This window comes from Chamaesiphon polymorphus CCALA 037 (assembly GCF_003003845.1).
Lineage (GTDB): Bacteria > Cyanobacteriota > Cyanobacteriia > Cyanobacteriales > Chamaesiphonaceae > Chamaesiphon > Chamaesiphon polymorphus.
Map to the genome: position 1 here is coordinate 1 of NZ_PVWO01000078.1, position 16468 is coordinate 16468.

The following is a 16468-nucleotide window of genomic DNA, read 5'->3' on the forward strand; positions in this document are numbered from 1 at the left end:
ACCAGAGATTCTGCTTGCAAAGCTTTAGTTAAATCAGGAATGTCGAAATCAGCAGCATTCCAAGGTGGGGTGGAGGTGGGGAAGCCGACTCCGATCGCCAGAATCCCCCAAAATCCTTGGCGTAAATCTAGCGTATCTTCCACCACATAATGCACGAAATCGTGGGGCAGAATGCCCTGTTTTGGCATGGGGCAACGAGTGGATGTGCCATTGTCACGCAGGCATTCCATCCAGTCTTGTTTGCCCGCACATTTTGTAAATCGAATTTGCATAAATATCTCCTTTATTCGATCGCTGCTACTAAACTTTCCAAATCTTCCGAATTTACGAACATATCGATCAAGGGCTGAACGAAAGAGTTTAATGTCAGTGTGAAACTAGATTTATCGAATCGCTGCGGATCGAAGACAAATTCACTATAGCTAGCTAGCGTATCGAGACCACTTACGTTGAGCAAGATTTCAACTGCTACCGCAACTGCAATTTTTAGGAGTTTCTGAAGTTGTTTTTGCATGGTTCCCGGTCTCCGATCTGAGCAATCGTAAAGGTTTAATTTTGGTGAATCTTATCGAATGCGGCTGTGGTTGTATCGATCCAATCGGATTGGATCTGAGGAAATAAAACTTGAGATCGATTCTCCACAGAAGCGGCTACTTGTGCTGAGCGAAGTCGAAGTACGCCAACGCCAAGATTGGCATTTGACAAATCTTCGAGGCTAAAGAGGCGATCTGAGTCGGCGAAGTAGTCGGCGGTGTCGGGATCTGCGGGATTCCAAGGATAGGGGATCGTTGGTGCTGCCAGCAGACAATCGATTAAATCGGTCTCAATTTCAGCGATCGGTCTGTGTTGTTGTTTGGGTGTCACGATCTTTTTCATTGTGGGTGTGTGATGAATGAGCGACCTGATATTTGTAATGTACAATTTGAATCTGCTCCTGTCTGTGCAGGAAAGTATGGATCTAAAGAACAGAAAAGTATGGTGTTTAGACAGTAGGCGATGGAGATCGATCGCCCAAAAATACCCAACCCCCGATCGAGAGTTGAGTATGGATATTAACAACTTCTTTATCGATTACCGACGCTTGGATGCCATAAAATATCCAAGTAAATCGATCGAGTCTTATTTGTAGCAAATAATGCGTAATAGTCGATCTTTACCTAATTTGGCTTGGATATTTGTTGTCTGTTCGGGACAGCGCGATCGTTCGGCAAACCAACCATTCTTGGCAGATGAACCTAACTTAATCGATCCTGATGGTTTACAAGCAATCGTCCCAGCGGGATCGTCTTTGCACTCAGATCCTAGCTGCACTTCTTGAATCCGCCATGTACCCGGATCGAGATTTTTGAACTGGCTCTTACTATTGCAGTACCACCGAATTTGTCTGCTATCTACACGCAAACTATCGCTCAGGGGTGTCTCTCCCGATTTATCGCGCTTGAGCAAGATGGCTCCAGGCGTATCGAGTGGCGCATTGTAGCGGGGGACGATAATGACTTCGCCACTACAACGATCGGTCATTTTTTCCAGCTCTTTGCCACTTGCCATACTGGGTGAAGCTGTAACTGATAATGCAGCGATCGCAGACAGTCCCGCTAAACCGATCGCCCAAATTTGTCGTTTCATGTTAATTTATCTCCTGGTTGGTTAATTGAGGTCTAGTTAGTAAGCCATTCAGGTGAGACATTTCGCCTGAATAATTTATGAGGCAAACGATCGAGATTATTTGTAGCAAACAATTCTGAGTAGTCGATCGGTTCCCAGTCGCGCCCGAATGTGAGATGTGCCAGCAGGACACCGCGATCGCTCGGCAAACCACCCATCTTTGACAATTGCTACTTTCACCTGAACCGGACTGAGAATCGTCCCAAGCTTGATTCGCCATGCACCGGGATCTAATGCTGAATACGAGCTATTGCTCTTGCAGTACCAGCGAATTTGGCGATCGTCTACCCGCAGATAATCGCTGAAATCGGTATTACCCGATCGATCGCGCTTGAGATAAAGGCTGCCATCGGTAGTTAATGGTGCGTTGTAGGTGGGGACGATAATGACATCGCCACTACAGCGATCGGTCATTTTCTCTAATTCCTTGTGTTCGAGCGCGGCACTGGGTAGAGCTGAAAAAGCAAGGTTACTCAGTATCGATAAGGCTGAAACAGCGATCGCGCTCCAATGATAATGTTTCATAATTTTGTAATTCCTTGGTGTTGAGAAGTTAATGGCGATTGATTGGGATGAAATGCCCAGCCATTAACTAAAGATGTAGTTGCGATAGCAGGTATTCGAGATCTACTTGCCATCGATCGAACCTTACTTATGCGCGATACTGAGTCGGATTGTGGCTTTCTTTTCTCCATCGCCCAAACCTTCCATGTCAAAGGCTCGATCGCGTTGAGCGACTGGTTTACCTTGCTCGTTGAGGATCTCGCCTGTGGCTGGGTTATAGCGCAGGTTGAGAATTTTCAATCCACCGAGGGGGTTGATATCGATCCCTTCTTGAGCGTTATTGTCTTTGTCATACAGTTCCACCCGAACTGGAACTAAAGACTTGGTACTGCGACCGCTGGCACGCACGCCAAACTTAACTGAGGACTGGTTTTCAGGTGCAGTGGCGAAAGCGATGCGTTCGCCATCGACGAATACTCTGACAAACATATCTGGACGAGATTCGATCGCATTCCCCGGATCGAAAGCAACTGGTGCAGTGTCCGCACGATCGACTCGAACTTCGATCGTGCTCGATTGCACAGGGGATTGTGCCGACACTGGAGCGATCGCGGAGTATGTACCTAGAGCAGAAATAGTGGATAATCCGATCGCTAAAAATTGACGTTTCATACTGATGATTTCCTTTGATTTAATGACAGTTGTTGTTAACTTGAATCGAGTATTTAATGCTTGTTACTCGATTCAATTAACTCGATACTTTCAAGATAAAATTTAAACGAGTAACTGTCTGTACAGGAAAGTATGGAGGTAGAGTATGGAAAAATTCTTTAAAAAGTATGTTGCACCGCTGAAAAAGGATGGTAGCTATGCTTAGATATCCATAGGGGACTCGATCGGAGACAAGGATAATGGAGTTACAGCAGGCATTGACACTGGTTGATTCTGCCATATCCGATCGGATCGGGCGGCAACTCTCTGAGGTGGAAATCGCCCTGTTCAATGGTGCGTGGGAAGATGCCACCTACGAGCAAATTGCCGATCGATCTGGGTATTCCATCAACTATTTACAACGGGATCTCGGCCCGAAATTTTGGAAGCTGTTAAGCGATGCCTTCGATCGCAAGTTAAATAAAACCAATATCCGTGGCGTTTTCAGCCAATTAACCGCGCCGACTCCCACAAGAAAAGATCGGGTGGCAATCGCCCCGATCGATGAAGTTGAATCTCCGGCTGCACATATCGATCGAGGGGAAGCCATCGATGTTTCGATCTTTTATGGTCGGACGACAGAATTAGCCACCCTTACGGACTGGATTGAAGCCGATCGTTGCAGATTAATTGCCCTGTTAGGGATGGGTGGCATTGGCAAAAGTTCTCTGGCTGCTAAACTAATCGATCGATTGCAAGATCGGTTTGCGAGGGTGATTTGGCGATCGCTTCGCAATGCCCCACCTTTGGAAACTTTACTCAAAGATTTAGTTCCTTTTCTCTCGCAACAGCAAGATACCGAACCCACACCAGCAAGATTGTTGTACTGGTTGAGACAATCCCGTTGTCTGGTAATTTTTGATAACGTGGAAACTATCATGCAGGCTGGCGAACGGACTGGTTTGTATCAACCTGGATACGAGAACTATGGAGATTTATTCCGGTTGGTAGGTGAAACAAATCATCAAAGTTGCATATTACTTACCAGTCGCGAAAAACCTGCTGAAGTTAGTACTTTTGAAGCAATAGATGGCACCGTGCGATCGCTACCGCTGACGGGTTCGCCCGAAGCTGCATTCGCACTATTTACCTCCAAGGGATTGACCGGAAGTGAGGACGAACGGCAACAATTAGGCGAACGTTATGGTTATAGTCCGTTAGCTTTAAAGATTACGGCGGCATCGATTCAAAGTTTATTTAATGGCGAAATTGGGGCGTTCTTAGCTCAAGATACCCTCATTTTTAATGGATTGCGACGACTTTTGGATCGACAGTTCGAGCGATTGTCGGAATTAGAAAAAACGATTATGTATTGGCTGGCACTCGATCGCGAATGGACGAGCATCGCCGAGTTGCAAGCAAGTATTGTGCCGCGCATCCCCAGAGCGAGTTTACTAGAAGCTTTGGAATCCTTGAGTTGGCGCAACCTAATTGAAACAAGATCGGGTCAATACACTCAGCAACCTGTAGTGATGGAATACACGATCGAGTGTCTCATTGCCGAAATTTCGGAAGAATTAATTACTGACAAACCCAAAAAAATCATCCACTATGCCTTAATTAAAACCAATGTCAAAGACTATATTCGTAACAGTCAGATCTCCCTAATACTGCAACCGATCGCCACCCAGCTTCAAGAATACTTTGCCGATCCAACTACCTTAAAAACCCAAGTTAGACAAATTATCGCCACCATCCATAAGTTAGAAATTAAATATAGCAATTATGGAGCGGGCAATATCCTCAATTTATCTCTCCATCTGGCGATCGATCTCGGTGGTTTCGATTTTTCCCACTTGAGTATTCGTCATGCCGATCTTCAAGGGAAAGCATTACATCGAGTCAACTTGAGCGGTGCAGATTTCGATCGTTGTACATTCACCCAAACCTTTGGCGCAATCCTTGGCATCGCTTTTAGTCCCGATAATAGTATTCTGGCTTTTGGTGATAGTAATGCCTCCATTCGACTATGGAGTACGAGCGAGACAGATAAAGATCTTCTCGATCTCGATCGACCGTTATTAACCTTGAGAGGTCATCAAAGCTGGATTTTATCCGTAGCTTGGCATCCCGACGGCACGAAAATTATTAGCAGCAGCGAAGATCGCACCATCAAACTCTGGGATGTCCGCACGGGAGCATGTTTGCATACCTTTGTCGGACACCAAGCATCGGTTTGGAAAGCCGCCTGGAGTCCAGATGGTAAACTAATTGCCAGCGGTGGCGGCGATCGAGATATTAAAATTTGGAACGCTCAGACGGGAGAATGCCTGCATACTTGCCAAGCCCATCAAAATCTAGTCTGGTATGTCACTTGGAGTCCAGACGGTAACACCATTGCCAGCGGTAGCGACGATGGCACGATCTGCCTCTGGGATGCCGATAGCGGTCGCTGTATCGACACGATCGAGGTGCAGGGTTATTGGGTGCGATCGGTGGCGTGGAGTCCCGAATCGTGGCATCCTGAAGGTCAAATTTTAGCTAGTGCTAGTTCCGACCGATCGATTCGGCTGTGGAATGTCCAAACCGGAGACCCGATCCGCACGATCGCCGGACATCAAAGCTGGATTTATGAAATAGCCTGGAGTCCCGACGGTCAAATTTTAGCCAGCAGCAGTGGCGATTTCACCATCAAACTCTGGAATCCAGTTAACGGCGAATGTCTGAAAACGCTTCAAGGTCATCAAGAACCCGTCTGGACGATCGGTTGGGCATCTGGGGGCAAAGTTATCGCTAGTGGCGGTTACGACCAATCCGTGCGCCTGTGGAATGTGGGAACGGGGCAATGTCGGCGGATCTTGCAAGGTTATACCAACTGGATTAGAAGCGTAGTTTGGAGTCCTGACGGTACATACCTAGCAAGTAGTAGTACCGATCGCACGGTGCGGATTTGGGATGCTGCTACTGGAAAATGCCTGCACAATGCGATCGGACATCAAGGGTGGGTGTTTGGGGTGGCGTGGAGTCCGAATCGAGCGGTAGTTGCCAGTGGTAGTAGCGATACTAATATCAAACTCTGGGATACCAATACGGGTAAATGTCTGACCACCTTACACGGTCATGCTAGTTGGGTGTGGTGCTTAGATTGGAGTCCAGACGGTACGATGCTGGCGACTGGTAGCAGCACCAACGATCTCACCGTTCGGGTCTGGAATGCCCAGACGGGAGAATGTCTGAAGGTTTTATCCGGTCATCTCAGTTGGATTTGGTGCTTGAAATGGCATCCCAATGGCAAAATATTAGCCACAGCGGGGAACGATCGCACGATCCGGTTGTGGGATGTCGAAACTGGGGAATGTTTGCAAGTATTGGATGACGATCGAGTCTGGGGCGCGACACTGGCTTGGAGTCCCGATGGTAAATGCTTGGCAACTAGCACGGTCGATTTTACCGTCCGCCTGTGGCAACTGGAAACCGAGACTTGGCAAGACACCTCGATCGTTCACAGTGGTTTAATTTGGTCGATCGCTTGGAGTCCCGATGGCAGATCGCTCGCGACGGCTAGTGACGATGGCACGATTAAGATCTGGAATGTGGATAATTATGAATGCCTGCATACTCTGTCAGGACACCAACAGCGGATTTGGTCGATCGCGTGGAGTCCAGATGGCAATACCTTGGCGAGTAGCAGTAGCGATGAAACGATTCGACTGTGGGATGTCAAAATGGGCGAGTGCAGTCAGATCTTGAGAATCGATCGACCCTATGAAGGTACGAATATTGCGGGCGTGACTGGAATTACCGAGGCACAGCAGGCAACTTTGAAAGCTTTAGGTTGTTTAGATATCTTGCCAATCTCTGGCATCGACAAATAAAGACAAGTGTTTGGGATTACTTGTAGCAACAATCACCTCACGAGCATTATTTGTTACGGACATTGCTTGTGCTGCTAAAATCACATCACCATCTAATGCTTTGTCATCGGCAGTCGGCTTGCCTTGTTGCCTGACTTGCGACCATAATTCCGCAGCCTGTATCATTACCTCGGTAGTAATGGGAAGATAGATAAGTTCTGATTTTAATTGGTCTAATTTACCAATTCCAGATTGTTTATTAGCGCGTAATAATTCTCTTCTAATTTCATAATCTACGATCTCTGGTACGATCGCGAGATCTCCACTCTGCAAAAGACTTAGCAACCATCTCTGACATTGCAACGCCAATTGTGTAGCTTTTGGATTCGTTATTAATCCAACAGGCGCAGAATCTAAAACTATTAACCGATTCATTAAATTGAAACGCCTTCGATAGATTCAATTATTCCCAAAGTTTCCTTTTGTTCCTCTTCTTCATCTAATTCAATCCAATCTTGAAATAGTTTCCCGATTGCTGCTTGAGTTTGTTCCTGTCCTTCAGTACTGTTAATTCGATCGATCGCCCTGTTCCAAGCATTTGTAGATGTTTGCTTGACAATTGAATGTTGGCGGAAACTCCGAACAATTTTTAATAATTCCGGTATGTACTCATCTGGAGTTTGTTCGATTTCGGTAAGGAGATCGAACCGTTGGTCTGCTGTAGGAATTTGTGGAGTATTCATCTTAGATATGTAGAAACAGCACACAACTATCTTAGCAACAGGATCGATCTCCTGTTGGCAATCTTTCAAAATCTTGGATTAGGTTAGATCTCTCACTTTATCAGAGTAGGTCTGTGCAAAACTTTTGACCATCCGCACGACCGGAAGAACGCTGTGGTTGGGAAGCGAAATCTCAAATTTCTCACTCACGTTATAGCCGAACCTGCGATATAGCGGTTCGCCCGCCAAAGTGGCAATAATCTCAATCGTCTTAAATCCGGCTGTTAAAGATGCTGCTTCACACCGTTCCATCATCTGGCTGCCAATCCCTCTGCGTGCCCACTCAGGACGAACGAAGAACGCACGAATCTTTGCCGAATCAAAGCTTGGATCGAGTAACCGATCTTCTGCCGCTGTTTTGCCCAGATCGCCTCCATACAGCGTTTTTCGTTTGCTCCAACCACCGCAGCCGATAATTTGGTGCGCGTTCTCGGCGACGAAATAAGTTCCATCCTCGATTAGCTGGCGGTCAACACCAAAAACGGTTCCCAACGCTCCTTCAATTTGTTCGGAAGTATAATAAGTTGCTTGAAGTGTTCTAGCGGATTCTGGAATCAGACTCACTAAGGCAGTAATATCTTCTGGGCGAGCTAGACGAATTTGGATGTCCATATGATGTTATTTATCCAGTCGATCGATTGTTAGCCTAACTTAATTTTGAATCCTACAAATTTAGCGAAAAATGGTGACTTGCAATGTTCATCCGTTGTCGCAAATAGAACCGATGAGCATCAAAACGCTGAACTCCTGAATCTAGATGTAGCTGCTGGCAATCATGGTTTCTGGCAAAGTTCATCAACCATTCAAATAGATTTTGTCCACAACCCTCTGACCGCTCTGCTTCATCAACAACTAGATCGTAAACGTATAAAAATCGTCCCCACGCTAAACACTCAGAAATACAGAACCCTGCTACAGCTACAACTCGATCGTCTCGCTCTAAAAAAGCAAGCTGATAACCACCTTGCTGTTGACGCTGAACTTGCTCTAAAAAATTCTCTTGTTTCAGGTGTGGACGTAATTGAGCCAAGACTGGAAAGCATTCAAGAATATGTGAATCAGATGCTGTTAATTGAATCGACATTAATTAAAATCCCTCAAAACTTTAGTTCTAAATCATCACGTTCGACTCTAAAGATCGAATCGTCGATCTCCTGACATTGCTTGGTGCGCTGTCTTGTCTCGCTAAACCGTCGGGTAACTTAGGCGTGCGCGCATCCGCAATTCTCAATTCTCAATTCTCAATTCTCAATTAATTTCCCTAGCTCAATGACTGAGCCAATGCTGTTACTCGTGTTTTGAGTGTCGGGCTGATATCGTTGAGAATTTTGACAAAGTTAGGATGGGTTAATCCCGTACAGAGAAATGCCCAGCGATAGGCTTGCGATTGATGGGACTGAATTTCTTGGAGATTAGCAGTTGTCAGCGGACGCGAAATTGCTGCTTGTAAACTGACTAAATCTAGTTGCACCTGAGCCATCAAGATCTCATTCAGTATTGTTACCAATTTTAGATAATCTTCGATCGCTATTTCAATCTCGCGATCGGGCATCGTTGGCACTAATTCATACAATAATAAAGCGTCCAACTTAGTATGTTGGGCTTCTTCTAGCCAGTGATATTTTAATAAATTGCTAAAACAGCGATCGAGATTTTCGGCATGATTATCGCGGACGCTTTCCAAATAGTGACTCTGAGTTGTCCACTCAAATTGCAGCGTTAATAACAACACGCTCAACGGGTGGTATGTCAAAACCTGCTTGGCAATTTCTTCGCGAGGTTCGACACCCGCACAGGGCGTATTAAACCCTCGATCGAATGCAGCAGCAAAGTTTTGGAATAAACGAATGTGTTTGCCTTCTTCTTCCGTGAAACAAAGTAAGGCGTGTAGGGCATCGGCATCGCGATAGCCTTTGCGCTGTAGTTGTGCCCACACCATTGGAATGATGAATTCTTCAACCAAGACAAATAAGTGTAGATAACTCTTGCCTCTAATTTGGTTGAGTAGGAGTTTTTCTCTGGCATTCAAACATTCGATTGCATCGCTACCAACTAGAGCTTCTGGTAGAAAAGATTTGGTGAAATCTAGTTGTTTGTCTCCACCAATTAGATCTGCTACTTGCCAGTCAACTTTGATGGCATCATGCAGAATAGATGTATAAGTATATGTAGATTGCATAAGCATGAAAATAACATCGAATTGTTAGACGACATGTGTGGGATTGGCAAGTGCCAAAGTGAGAAATTGACGATCGACATCGACAAATCCCGCCCGTCGATACACGGTTTGGGCTGCTTCATTTTTATGCCCTACTTCGACCGATATAGCCCGAATTTGATGGCATTTACAAAACTCACAAACTACTTGCAAAGCTGCCGTACCAAGACCTGCATTGCGAAAAGGAGATCTAATGAAAAAATCGTCTACATACGCCATCAAACCTCCATATTCCATGCCATATTTTAGCGTCAGGACTATGTACCCGACATCCTTGTCTCCCGATTGGATGACCCAAACATATCCAAAACGTTTGTTGGCGAGAAGGGTGGCGAAAGATGAAGCTGCATGAGAACGATTGAGTTCGTAGCCTGCTTCGGCATAAAACTCCGCCATCAGCTCGACCAGTTGCTCTATATCAATGGGTAGTGCTGTTCTCATGATTAGATCGCTTTCAAAGCTTCAACATCTGTTGCTATAATCTGCTCTAAATTGGTTGTAAATAATTTTATTTTGCGCCTTGTAATTGGCAGTAAAATGTCGTCAACTAGTATTTTATCTACTTGTAATCGCGAATTTCATCGATGTTTTCTTCCCATTTAGCACCGTTAAATTGAGAGGTCGCGAATAGATCGATCGCCTTGTCATCCAAACATCGCACATTCACGTCATAGCCATCAGGATGGGAGCGGGGGCGATAGAAGGAATGAATGCCACAGTTGCGACAAAAAAGATGTTTGGCAGTACCAGTATTGAAGGTATAGGTACTCAATTCATCCTGTCCTTGTAATAGGGTAAATCGATCGGCAGGAACGATGAGATGAATGAAACCTTTTTTCTGACAAATCGAACAATTACAATCGATCGCCGCTAGTTTTTCTACCAAGACGCGATATCTGACCGCACCACAATGACAGCCACCAGTAAAAGTTGTTAAGTCATTCATGAGTTCGAGTTGTTAATGTAATGATGTGCTGGGATCGATCGAATATTTCCATTCTCAATTCTTGAAAACAAACCATACTCTGGCGCGGATTCTCTAGAAATATCTGGTAGATTGTCCCGCAAGTCATCCCATGTACTGCTGGCTTGCAATGCTGCGACAACAATCTGAAGTGGTTCATCCATAATTGTGGGAAAATCCACCTCTTCTGGAAGTTGAATCCGATATGCTAAATATTCTTGGGGTGGCAAAAATTTAGCATCAATGCCTTCTTTATTACCTCTGGGATCGACTCGATACCAGCCAAGATCGGGTAGATAAATCGCATTGAAACCATGCAAGCTGTAAGGCGCACCTTTGTCGTCGATACTCAATCTTTGATAGCAAAATCCCGCTGGAATCTGATTTGCACGTAACAGTGCTGCTAGCAAATGACTTTTAGCAAAGCAATAACCCGTTCTATATTTCAGTACGTCTGAAGCTAGACAGGTGGTGGGATTCATCTGATAGTCACAACTATGATAAATTTCATCTCGCACCCACTCAAAACATGCTTGAGCGATCGCTGTTGGGGTTTGATGTCCCGCTGCAATTTGCTTGGCACATTCCAGAATATCGAGATGCTGCCAATCGATAACTTTACTAACTTTTAAATATTTTTCCATCTCGATCTTAGCTAAATAGATGTTTCATTTAATGCCAATCTTCAACAGTCAGAGCGTAGCGTTCGTGGTCGCGCCATTCGCCATCGATTTTTAAATAGCGTCGCGAAAATCCCTCTCTGGTGAAATTCAATCGCTTGACTAAATCGATTGATGCTCGATTTTCGGGTTGGATATTAGCTTCAATTCGATGCAATTTGAGTATGCCAAAAGCATAATCGATCGCCAACCGAACTCCCTCTGACATCAAACCCTGTCCGGCAAAATCTACATCTGCATAATAACCAAGATAAGCATTTTGAAACGATCGATAAAATATTTGACTGAAATTTGCAACCCCAATAATTCGATCGTTAGCAACATGGCAAATTAACAACCCTTCAAAATCTGCCTGGTGACACCGATCGATATAATCTTGACAATCGCGTTCGTTCAATGGCGGAGTCACCCAAGGATGGTGAAACTCCTGGCTTCGATGATGCAGTGCCAACAATTCTTGGCAATCTGCTGGAGTTGGTTTTCTAATCAAAACACGTACTGACATCATAGCCTCCAGGATTGGTTTTCACCTTCGATCGTTTGCCTACACATGTAATCGATCGCTATAATATGCCCAAGCTGCTGGCAAACAAGCTTTACAGATAGCTTCGACATGGCGATCGTCCGTACCGCAGCAACCGCCCAAGACATTGAAATTGGGGAATTTCGATCGCAGATCGCGATACTGTTGCCCCAACTCGGTGGGATTACCTTCATCCAAGTCCGGTGCCTCATTTAGTTCGGCATGACTGCGGCTCGAAGCATTAGCTCGAATCCCGCGAATCCGACTTACCCAGGCTTCACCTGCTGTCAGCACATCAGCAAAATGGGTCGGATGGGCACAATTAATCATGTAATAGGCAGGAGCGTTATCAGTCTCGGCATCGACTCGATCGATTGCTTCTGGTAAACTTTGTCCTGTGGGCAATTTGCCATCGGTTTCCACCGTAAAAGAGATAACTACAGGCATATTGACAGCTTGGGCGGCTTTGACGATGCCGATCGCTTCTTCCACATAGTTGATGGTCATAGCGGTCACTAGATCTGCCTCAGTATCGCGGAAGACTTCGATTTGAGGACGATGGTAATCCGCCGCTGCCTCGACTGTCATCGCCGTGGTAGGGATGTAACCATCGCCACGCGGCCCGATACAACCGCTAATGACGATTCGAGATCCTGCGGTTTCATATTCTTGGCGAATATCTTGCAACAGCGCGATCGCTTTGCGGTCGATGTCTGCCAATTGTGCCGAACTATAACCGAGTTTGTGTCCCCAGTCTGGGTTAGCACGCCAAGTTACGCTTTCTAAAATTAAGCCCACACCATAATTTTTGGCAAGATTGCAGTAGGTGCGGAAGTATTTTTGGATCGCTTGAAATCCAGCCTCGTGCTTGAGCAAATCGAACGATGCAAATTCTGGTAATTCCCATCCTTCATGAAAGATGAGAGTGGTTTCCATGCCGCCATCGGTGATAAATAGATCGCCAGATAATTGGGGTAGGTTATTTCGGTATTGAGTCATGGTATTGCTCCTTTAATATTTTGGGTTGGTGTTAACTGGTTTAGCGTTGTGACAAGGTTTCTATGAAAGACACTAGATCGGACGCAAAGAGATCGGGTTGTTCCCAGTGCAGAGCGTGTCCGGCATCTCGATAGACGATCGACTGCGAACCCGCGATCGCCGCCATCAAACTCTCTTGTTCGCTCCAGGGACAGAATGTATCTCGATCGCCCCAGATAACCAGTGTTGGGGCGGCGATTTGCTTGATTTCATCAGAAAAATCCGTCTCCAGAAAGCCTGCAAAAGCTGCTCTCCAAACGTGTGCCGGAACTTTCATGCTCTCGGAGATTACGCCTGCAAAGAAGGTTGGCGACACTGGTTGAGCCAGGGTACTCTGTTGGAAATCTCGAATGAAATCTGGATCGACCGGATCGGTGAGTGTCGAGATGGCAGCGTCCCAAATTGCCTGGACATCAGGATTGGATCGGAAGTTGACAAAGGAACCTACCAGCACCAGCCCCGCTGTCCGATCGGGATAGTCGATCGCAAAGCGTTGAGCCACAGAACTGCCCATCGAATGACCGACGATGACGGCGGATCGAATTTCCAGTGCGTCCATAAAGGCTGCCAGATCCGACGCAAAATCATTAAAGCGATAACCAGACATCGGATGGCTGGAATCGCCGTGCCCCCGTTGTGTCAAAGCAAAAACGTGCATGGATGCGGGTAAATGCGGCAGCACGGGCTGGTAGGAGTACCACGAATCGGTAACTCCATGCAGGAGCAGAACGGGAATGCCCGATCGATCTCCTTGTTCGACATAAGAGAGTGCGATCCGATCGGGAAGCTCGACAGATTTAATCGTGGGGTTCGACATACAAAATCTCCTTAAATTAATTGAGAATTGCGGCTCTCGCACGCCTTTGTTGCCCGACGGTTTAGAGAGACAAGACAGAGAATTGAGAATTGAGAATTGCGCCTCTCGCGCGTCTTTTGGTCAATGACTTGAAGAAAAAGTTGGGCGATAGTTTTGCGCTTGGCTGTCAAACTTTGTTTAGAACAAAGACTGTGAGATCGAACCGCCCAACCTCGATCGATTAATCAATGCGGAAGGTAATACTGGCCTTCTTGCCGTTGGTTCCCGCTACAGTTAGGGTTTCGCCGAGCCGTCCGCGCAGTCCATTCGGGCCAAAGACTTCGCCCGTTCGGACAGCATATTGCAGTTGCAAGTCTTTTTGGTTGGGATCGGGACTGATAGCCGCAGTCTCATCACTACCAGGATCTTCCTCAGATAGTCGCAAGATAATTGGGATTGTGAGCTGATTCGCATTCGGCTGATAGGTGACTGTGTGATTGAAAGCTGGAGTATCATCCTCCGCAATTTTTTTGGAATCCATCGCTCGACCATCGATCGTCGGTTTAATCCGAAAGTCAGCCCGATCTGTACCGAGCGAAATCGCCCGATCGTCAAATTTCGATAGTGCTTTGGCATTTTCTATTGTCAAACGCAGCGGAGGAGGCACTGGCGTAACCAACGGAATCACATATTCAAATGGCGCAACAGCAGCGGGAGCAATTACTTCCAATCGATAATCGCCAGCATCCAAAACCCGATCGATTGCCACACCTGACTTGGCAGTAGCGATCGGAGTATCGTTACGGTACAGGCGCATTTCAGCATTTTGCTGATTTGGGATAACTAGAGTCGCTATATACTGAGCCTTGCGGCCAATATTAAAACTATAATTGTCTGTTCGATCTTGGTTGTTTCTGAGATTGCCTTTAATCATATAAACCCGATCGAAATGCAGTACGCCAATTTTTTGAGGTGTGTTAGCAGCATCATTGGATTCCCGATCGACAATATCGATCCGTTGGGGTGCAGCTTGGACGAGATTAGCTGACAGGAGGTTGAGTGAAGCGATCGTTGCAGTGGCAATCGCCAATAGTTTTCGGTTCATAGTAATAATCCTTGTTGTTGATGATTTGATAGAAGTAAAGCAAGATTATGCTTTTGGATCTTGCGATTTGCGATTTAATTTCGATCTCCAACTGCTCCAGGAAGGATCGATTTCATCTTGAGTTTTACATCTATAAATCAAGCATATCGATTAGATTTATTCCTGTCTGTACAGAAAAGTATGGATCTAAAGTATGGTTTTTAAGAAACAAAAGTATGGTTGAGACAAGGCGATTTGTGCCGATTTTCAATCGGACAGAAAAATCCCTTGGTTTTGAATCAACAGGTAATATTAACACCCGACCTCGATCGACTAGAATGGCTGGATCTGCGTCCAATAAACATCGCGAAATAAACAAGCTAACAATTCCGAGCGACTATGTATATCCAGTTTTTCGTAAGTGTGGGATAGATGAGACTCAATGGTATGTTCGCTCACCATCAGTGTTGCCGCCATCTGCGAATTATTCAAACCCTTGAATACCAGCCCGACTACCTCTCGTTCTTGGGTCGTCAATTGCCAATGGAGTGGTAATTCAGGGGGAATCGGCGGACGTTCTGGGGCAAAGACGATCGCCGTCGATCCGTCTTGCTCCGATCGAGAGGCTTCAATTCGCAAATTGCCTGCGGGTGTCCAGACATGCAGTGCCCGCGACGGGGTGCCCCGATCGGTGTTGAGACGGGCGATCGCTGCCCATACCGCTGTCGGATACTTGCCTTCTCGCTCGCCAATTTGTCGCAGCCACTGTTGGGCAGCCGAATTGCAAAACAGTTCTTGTCGATCGGCATCCAGTAACAAGATCCCGCTGGCATCGGCACCTACCGCTACCGTTTTTACAGCCCGTTCTCGCTCGTAAGCCGCTTGGAGAATTCGCCCAATGGCTGGTGCTAATAATCGCACGAACCCAACTTCCGTAGGATAAAACGAGTGCTTCGATTCCCGTCGAGCCATCTCTAATGCTGCAATCCAACGTCCCCTGGCAGCAAAACAAGCCCGCAGAATTCCCCCAGCGGGTGTTTGAATATCGTGATAGTGATGATGCCACTCTTTCGCTGTCTTCAAATCGAGGATGGGAACTGGAACGCCCAGGCAAGTATGGGGGAAATCGTGAATCGCGACAGTGCCGAGATTAGCCTGCATCAGTCCGGGAAAGCTGGTTTCAGCCAACGGTTCTCGCACTAGATAAATCCGTTGCAGCCAGAACATCCACTCCTTTCCGTCATCACTCGCGCAGAGGAATCGATCGAACAATAAACTCCCAGGATCGACTCCAAACATCACGCAATCGTCAGCGGGTATGGCTCGTTGCAATGCAGCCATAATCCGACTGCTGACAGCTTCTGGTAGCAGATTCAGCGACTCCAATTCTAGAATCTGAAGTCGTGCCTGCTCTTGGATTTTGGAAAGTCGCGCCATCGCACTCTGGTGTGCCGATCTAATTTCCCCACCAAGATCGCGTTTCTTCTGGATGCAATTGGGGAAGATTTTACCAGATGATAGCACGTAGAAAGACAAGACATCGCTCGCACATTAATCACAGGAGATATTATGATTCATCACATATCGATCGCCGCTGCAAATCCTCTACGGGTTGCCCAGGCACTAGCCGAAATTTGGCAGGGTCTAGTTTTTGATTTTACTCACATTCCTGGCAGTTATTTGGTTGTAGCGGCTGACCAATATGGATC

Annotated in this window: 20 protein-coding genes and 1 pseudogene; 1 reads left to right on the forward strand and 20 read right to left on the reverse strand. The window is 46.2% G+C overall.

Annotated features, from left to right (window positions below; all coding sequences use genetic code 11):
• The 7 genes and pseudogenes from C7B77_RS08490 to C7B77_RS08515 all read right to left on the reverse strand — a co-directional run.
• A pseudogene (locus C7B77_RS08490) lies at nucleotides 1–272 on the reverse strand (hypothetical protein); the annotation flags it as partial.
• Between the two features lie 11 nt (nucleotides 273–283).
• On the reverse strand, nucleotides 284–514 hold the full coding sequence (locus tag C7B77_RS08495) for a hypothetical protein (RefSeq protein WP_106302804.1): 231 nt from the start codon (nucleotides 512–514) through the stop codon (nucleotides 284–286).
• A gap of 35 nt (nucleotides 515–549) precedes the next feature.
• Nucleotides 550–876 (reverse strand): hypothetical protein, encoded by a 327-nt coding sequence (locus C7B77_RS08500; RefSeq protein WP_106302807.1) that lies wholly within the window; start codon nucleotides 874–876, stop codon nucleotides 550–552.
• 106 nt (nucleotides 877–982) lie between these two features.
• Nucleotides 983–1132 (reverse strand): hypothetical protein, encoded by a 150-nt coding sequence (locus C7B77_RS29775; protein ID WP_181243769.1) that lies wholly within the window; start codon nucleotides 1130–1132, stop codon nucleotides 983–985.
• Nucleotides 1120–1626, reverse strand: coding sequence for a hypothetical protein (locus C7B77_RS08505; RefSeq protein WP_106302810.1), 507 nt, complete (start codon nucleotides 1624–1626; stop codon nucleotides 1120–1122). The genes C7B77_RS29775 and C7B77_RS08505 overlap by 13 nt, the downstream gene beginning before the upstream one ends.
• A gap of 96 nt (nucleotides 1627–1722) precedes the next feature.
• Nucleotides 1723–2190, reverse strand: a complete 468-nt coding sequence (locus tag C7B77_RS08510) for a hypothetical protein (RefSeq protein WP_106302813.1) — start codon at nucleotides 2188–2190, stop codon at nucleotides 1723–1725.
• A 123-nt stretch (nucleotides 2191–2313) separates the two neighbouring features.
• Nucleotides 2314–2841 (reverse strand): hypothetical protein, encoded by a 528-nt coding sequence (locus tag C7B77_RS08515; RefSeq protein WP_106302816.1) that lies wholly within the window; start codon nucleotides 2839–2841, stop codon nucleotides 2314–2316.
• A gap of 239 nt (nucleotides 2842–3080) precedes the next feature.
• Between C7B77_RS08515 and C7B77_RS08520 the strand changes: the two genes are divergently transcribed.
• Nucleotides 3081–6695, forward strand: coding sequence for a WD40 domain-containing protein (locus C7B77_RS08520; RefSeq protein WP_106302818.1), 3615 nt, complete (start codon nucleotides 3081–3083; stop codon nucleotides 6693–6695).
• On the opposite strand, the gene C7B77_RS08525 is transcribed toward C7B77_RS08520, so the two are convergent.
• The 13 genes from C7B77_RS08525 to C7B77_RS08585 all read right to left on the reverse strand — a co-directional run bounded on the left by C7B77_RS08525 (nucleotide 6660) and on the right by C7B77_RS08585 (nucleotide 16295).
• Complete coding sequence (locus C7B77_RS08525; RefSeq protein WP_245894118.1) at nucleotides 6660–7007, reverse strand: PIN domain-containing protein; 348 nt, start codon at nucleotides 7005–7007, stop codon at nucleotides 6660–6662. The genes C7B77_RS08520 and C7B77_RS08525 overlap by 36 nt on opposite strands.
• A gap of 101 nt (nucleotides 7008–7108) precedes the next feature.
• A complete protein-coding gene (locus C7B77_RS08530; RefSeq protein ID WP_106302824.1) occupies nucleotides 7109–7417 on the reverse strand; it encodes a hypothetical protein in 309 nt (102 codons plus the stop codon).
• 78 nt (nucleotides 7418–7495) lie between these two features.
• The gene (locus C7B77_RS08535) at nucleotides 7496–8068 is read right to left on the reverse strand and encodes a GNAT family N-acetyltransferase (RefSeq protein WP_106302826.1); all 573 of its coding nucleotides are present in this window, start codon (nucleotides 8066–8068) and stop codon (nucleotides 7496–7498) included.
• Nucleotides 8069–8120: 52 nt separating this feature from the next.
• Entirely contained in the window at nucleotides 8121–8540 is a 420-nt protein-coding gene (locus tag C7B77_RS08540) for a GNAT family N-acetyltransferase (RefSeq protein ID WP_106302828.1), read from the reverse strand.
• A gap of 177 nt (nucleotides 8541–8717) precedes the next feature.
• Entirely contained in the window at nucleotides 8718–9641 is a 924-nt protein-coding gene (locus tag C7B77_RS08545) for a hypothetical protein (protein WP_106302831.1), read from the reverse strand.
• 18 nt (nucleotides 9642–9659) lie between these two features.
• Nucleotides 9660–10115: a GNAT family N-acetyltransferase gene (locus C7B77_RS08550; protein ID WP_106302834.1), complete on the reverse strand. Its 456-nt coding sequence runs from the start codon at nucleotides 10113–10115 to the stop codon at nucleotides 9660–9662.
• Between the two features lie 118 nt (nucleotides 10116–10233).
• Entirely contained in the window at nucleotides 10234–10620 is a 387-nt protein-coding gene (locus C7B77_RS08555; RefSeq protein WP_106302837.1) for a GFA family protein, read from the reverse strand.
• The gene (locus tag C7B77_RS08560) at nucleotides 10617–11282 is read right to left on the reverse strand and encodes a transglutaminase-like domain-containing protein (RefSeq protein ID WP_106302840.1); all 666 of its coding nucleotides are present in this window, start codon (nucleotides 11280–11282) and stop codon (nucleotides 10617–10619) included. The genes C7B77_RS08555 and C7B77_RS08560 overlap by 4 nt, the downstream gene beginning before the upstream one ends.
• Nucleotides 11283–11310: 28 nt before the next feature.
• Nucleotides 11311–11826, reverse strand: coding sequence for a GNAT family N-acetyltransferase (locus C7B77_RS08565; protein WP_245894119.1), 516 nt, complete (start codon nucleotides 11824–11826; stop codon nucleotides 11311–11313).
• A gap of 36 nt (nucleotides 11827–11862) precedes the next feature.
• A complete protein-coding gene (locus tag C7B77_RS08570) occupies nucleotides 11863–12840 on the reverse strand; it encodes a homocysteine S-methyltransferase family protein (RefSeq protein ID WP_106302846.1) in 978 nt (325 codons plus the stop codon).
• 40 nt (nucleotides 12841–12880) lie between these two features.
• Nucleotides 12881–13696 carry an alpha/beta fold hydrolase gene (locus C7B77_RS08575; protein WP_106302849.1) on the reverse strand — a complete coding sequence of 272 codons (816 nt, stop codon included), beginning with the start codon at nucleotides 13694–13696 and terminating at the stop codon, nucleotides 12881–12883.
• A 220-nt stretch (nucleotides 13697–13916) separates the two neighbouring features.
• Nucleotides 13917–14780 carry a hypothetical protein gene (locus tag C7B77_RS08580; RefSeq protein ID WP_106302851.1) on the reverse strand — a complete coding sequence of 288 codons (864 nt, stop codon included), beginning with the start codon at nucleotides 14778–14780 and terminating at the stop codon, nucleotides 13917–13919.
• 312 nt (nucleotides 14781–15092) lie between these two features.
• Complete coding sequence (locus C7B77_RS08585; protein WP_146138242.1) at nucleotides 15093–16295, reverse strand: helix-turn-helix transcriptional regulator; 1203 nt, start codon at nucleotides 16293–16295, stop codon at nucleotides 15093–15095.
• Nucleotides 16296–16468: the final 173 nt, after the last annotated feature.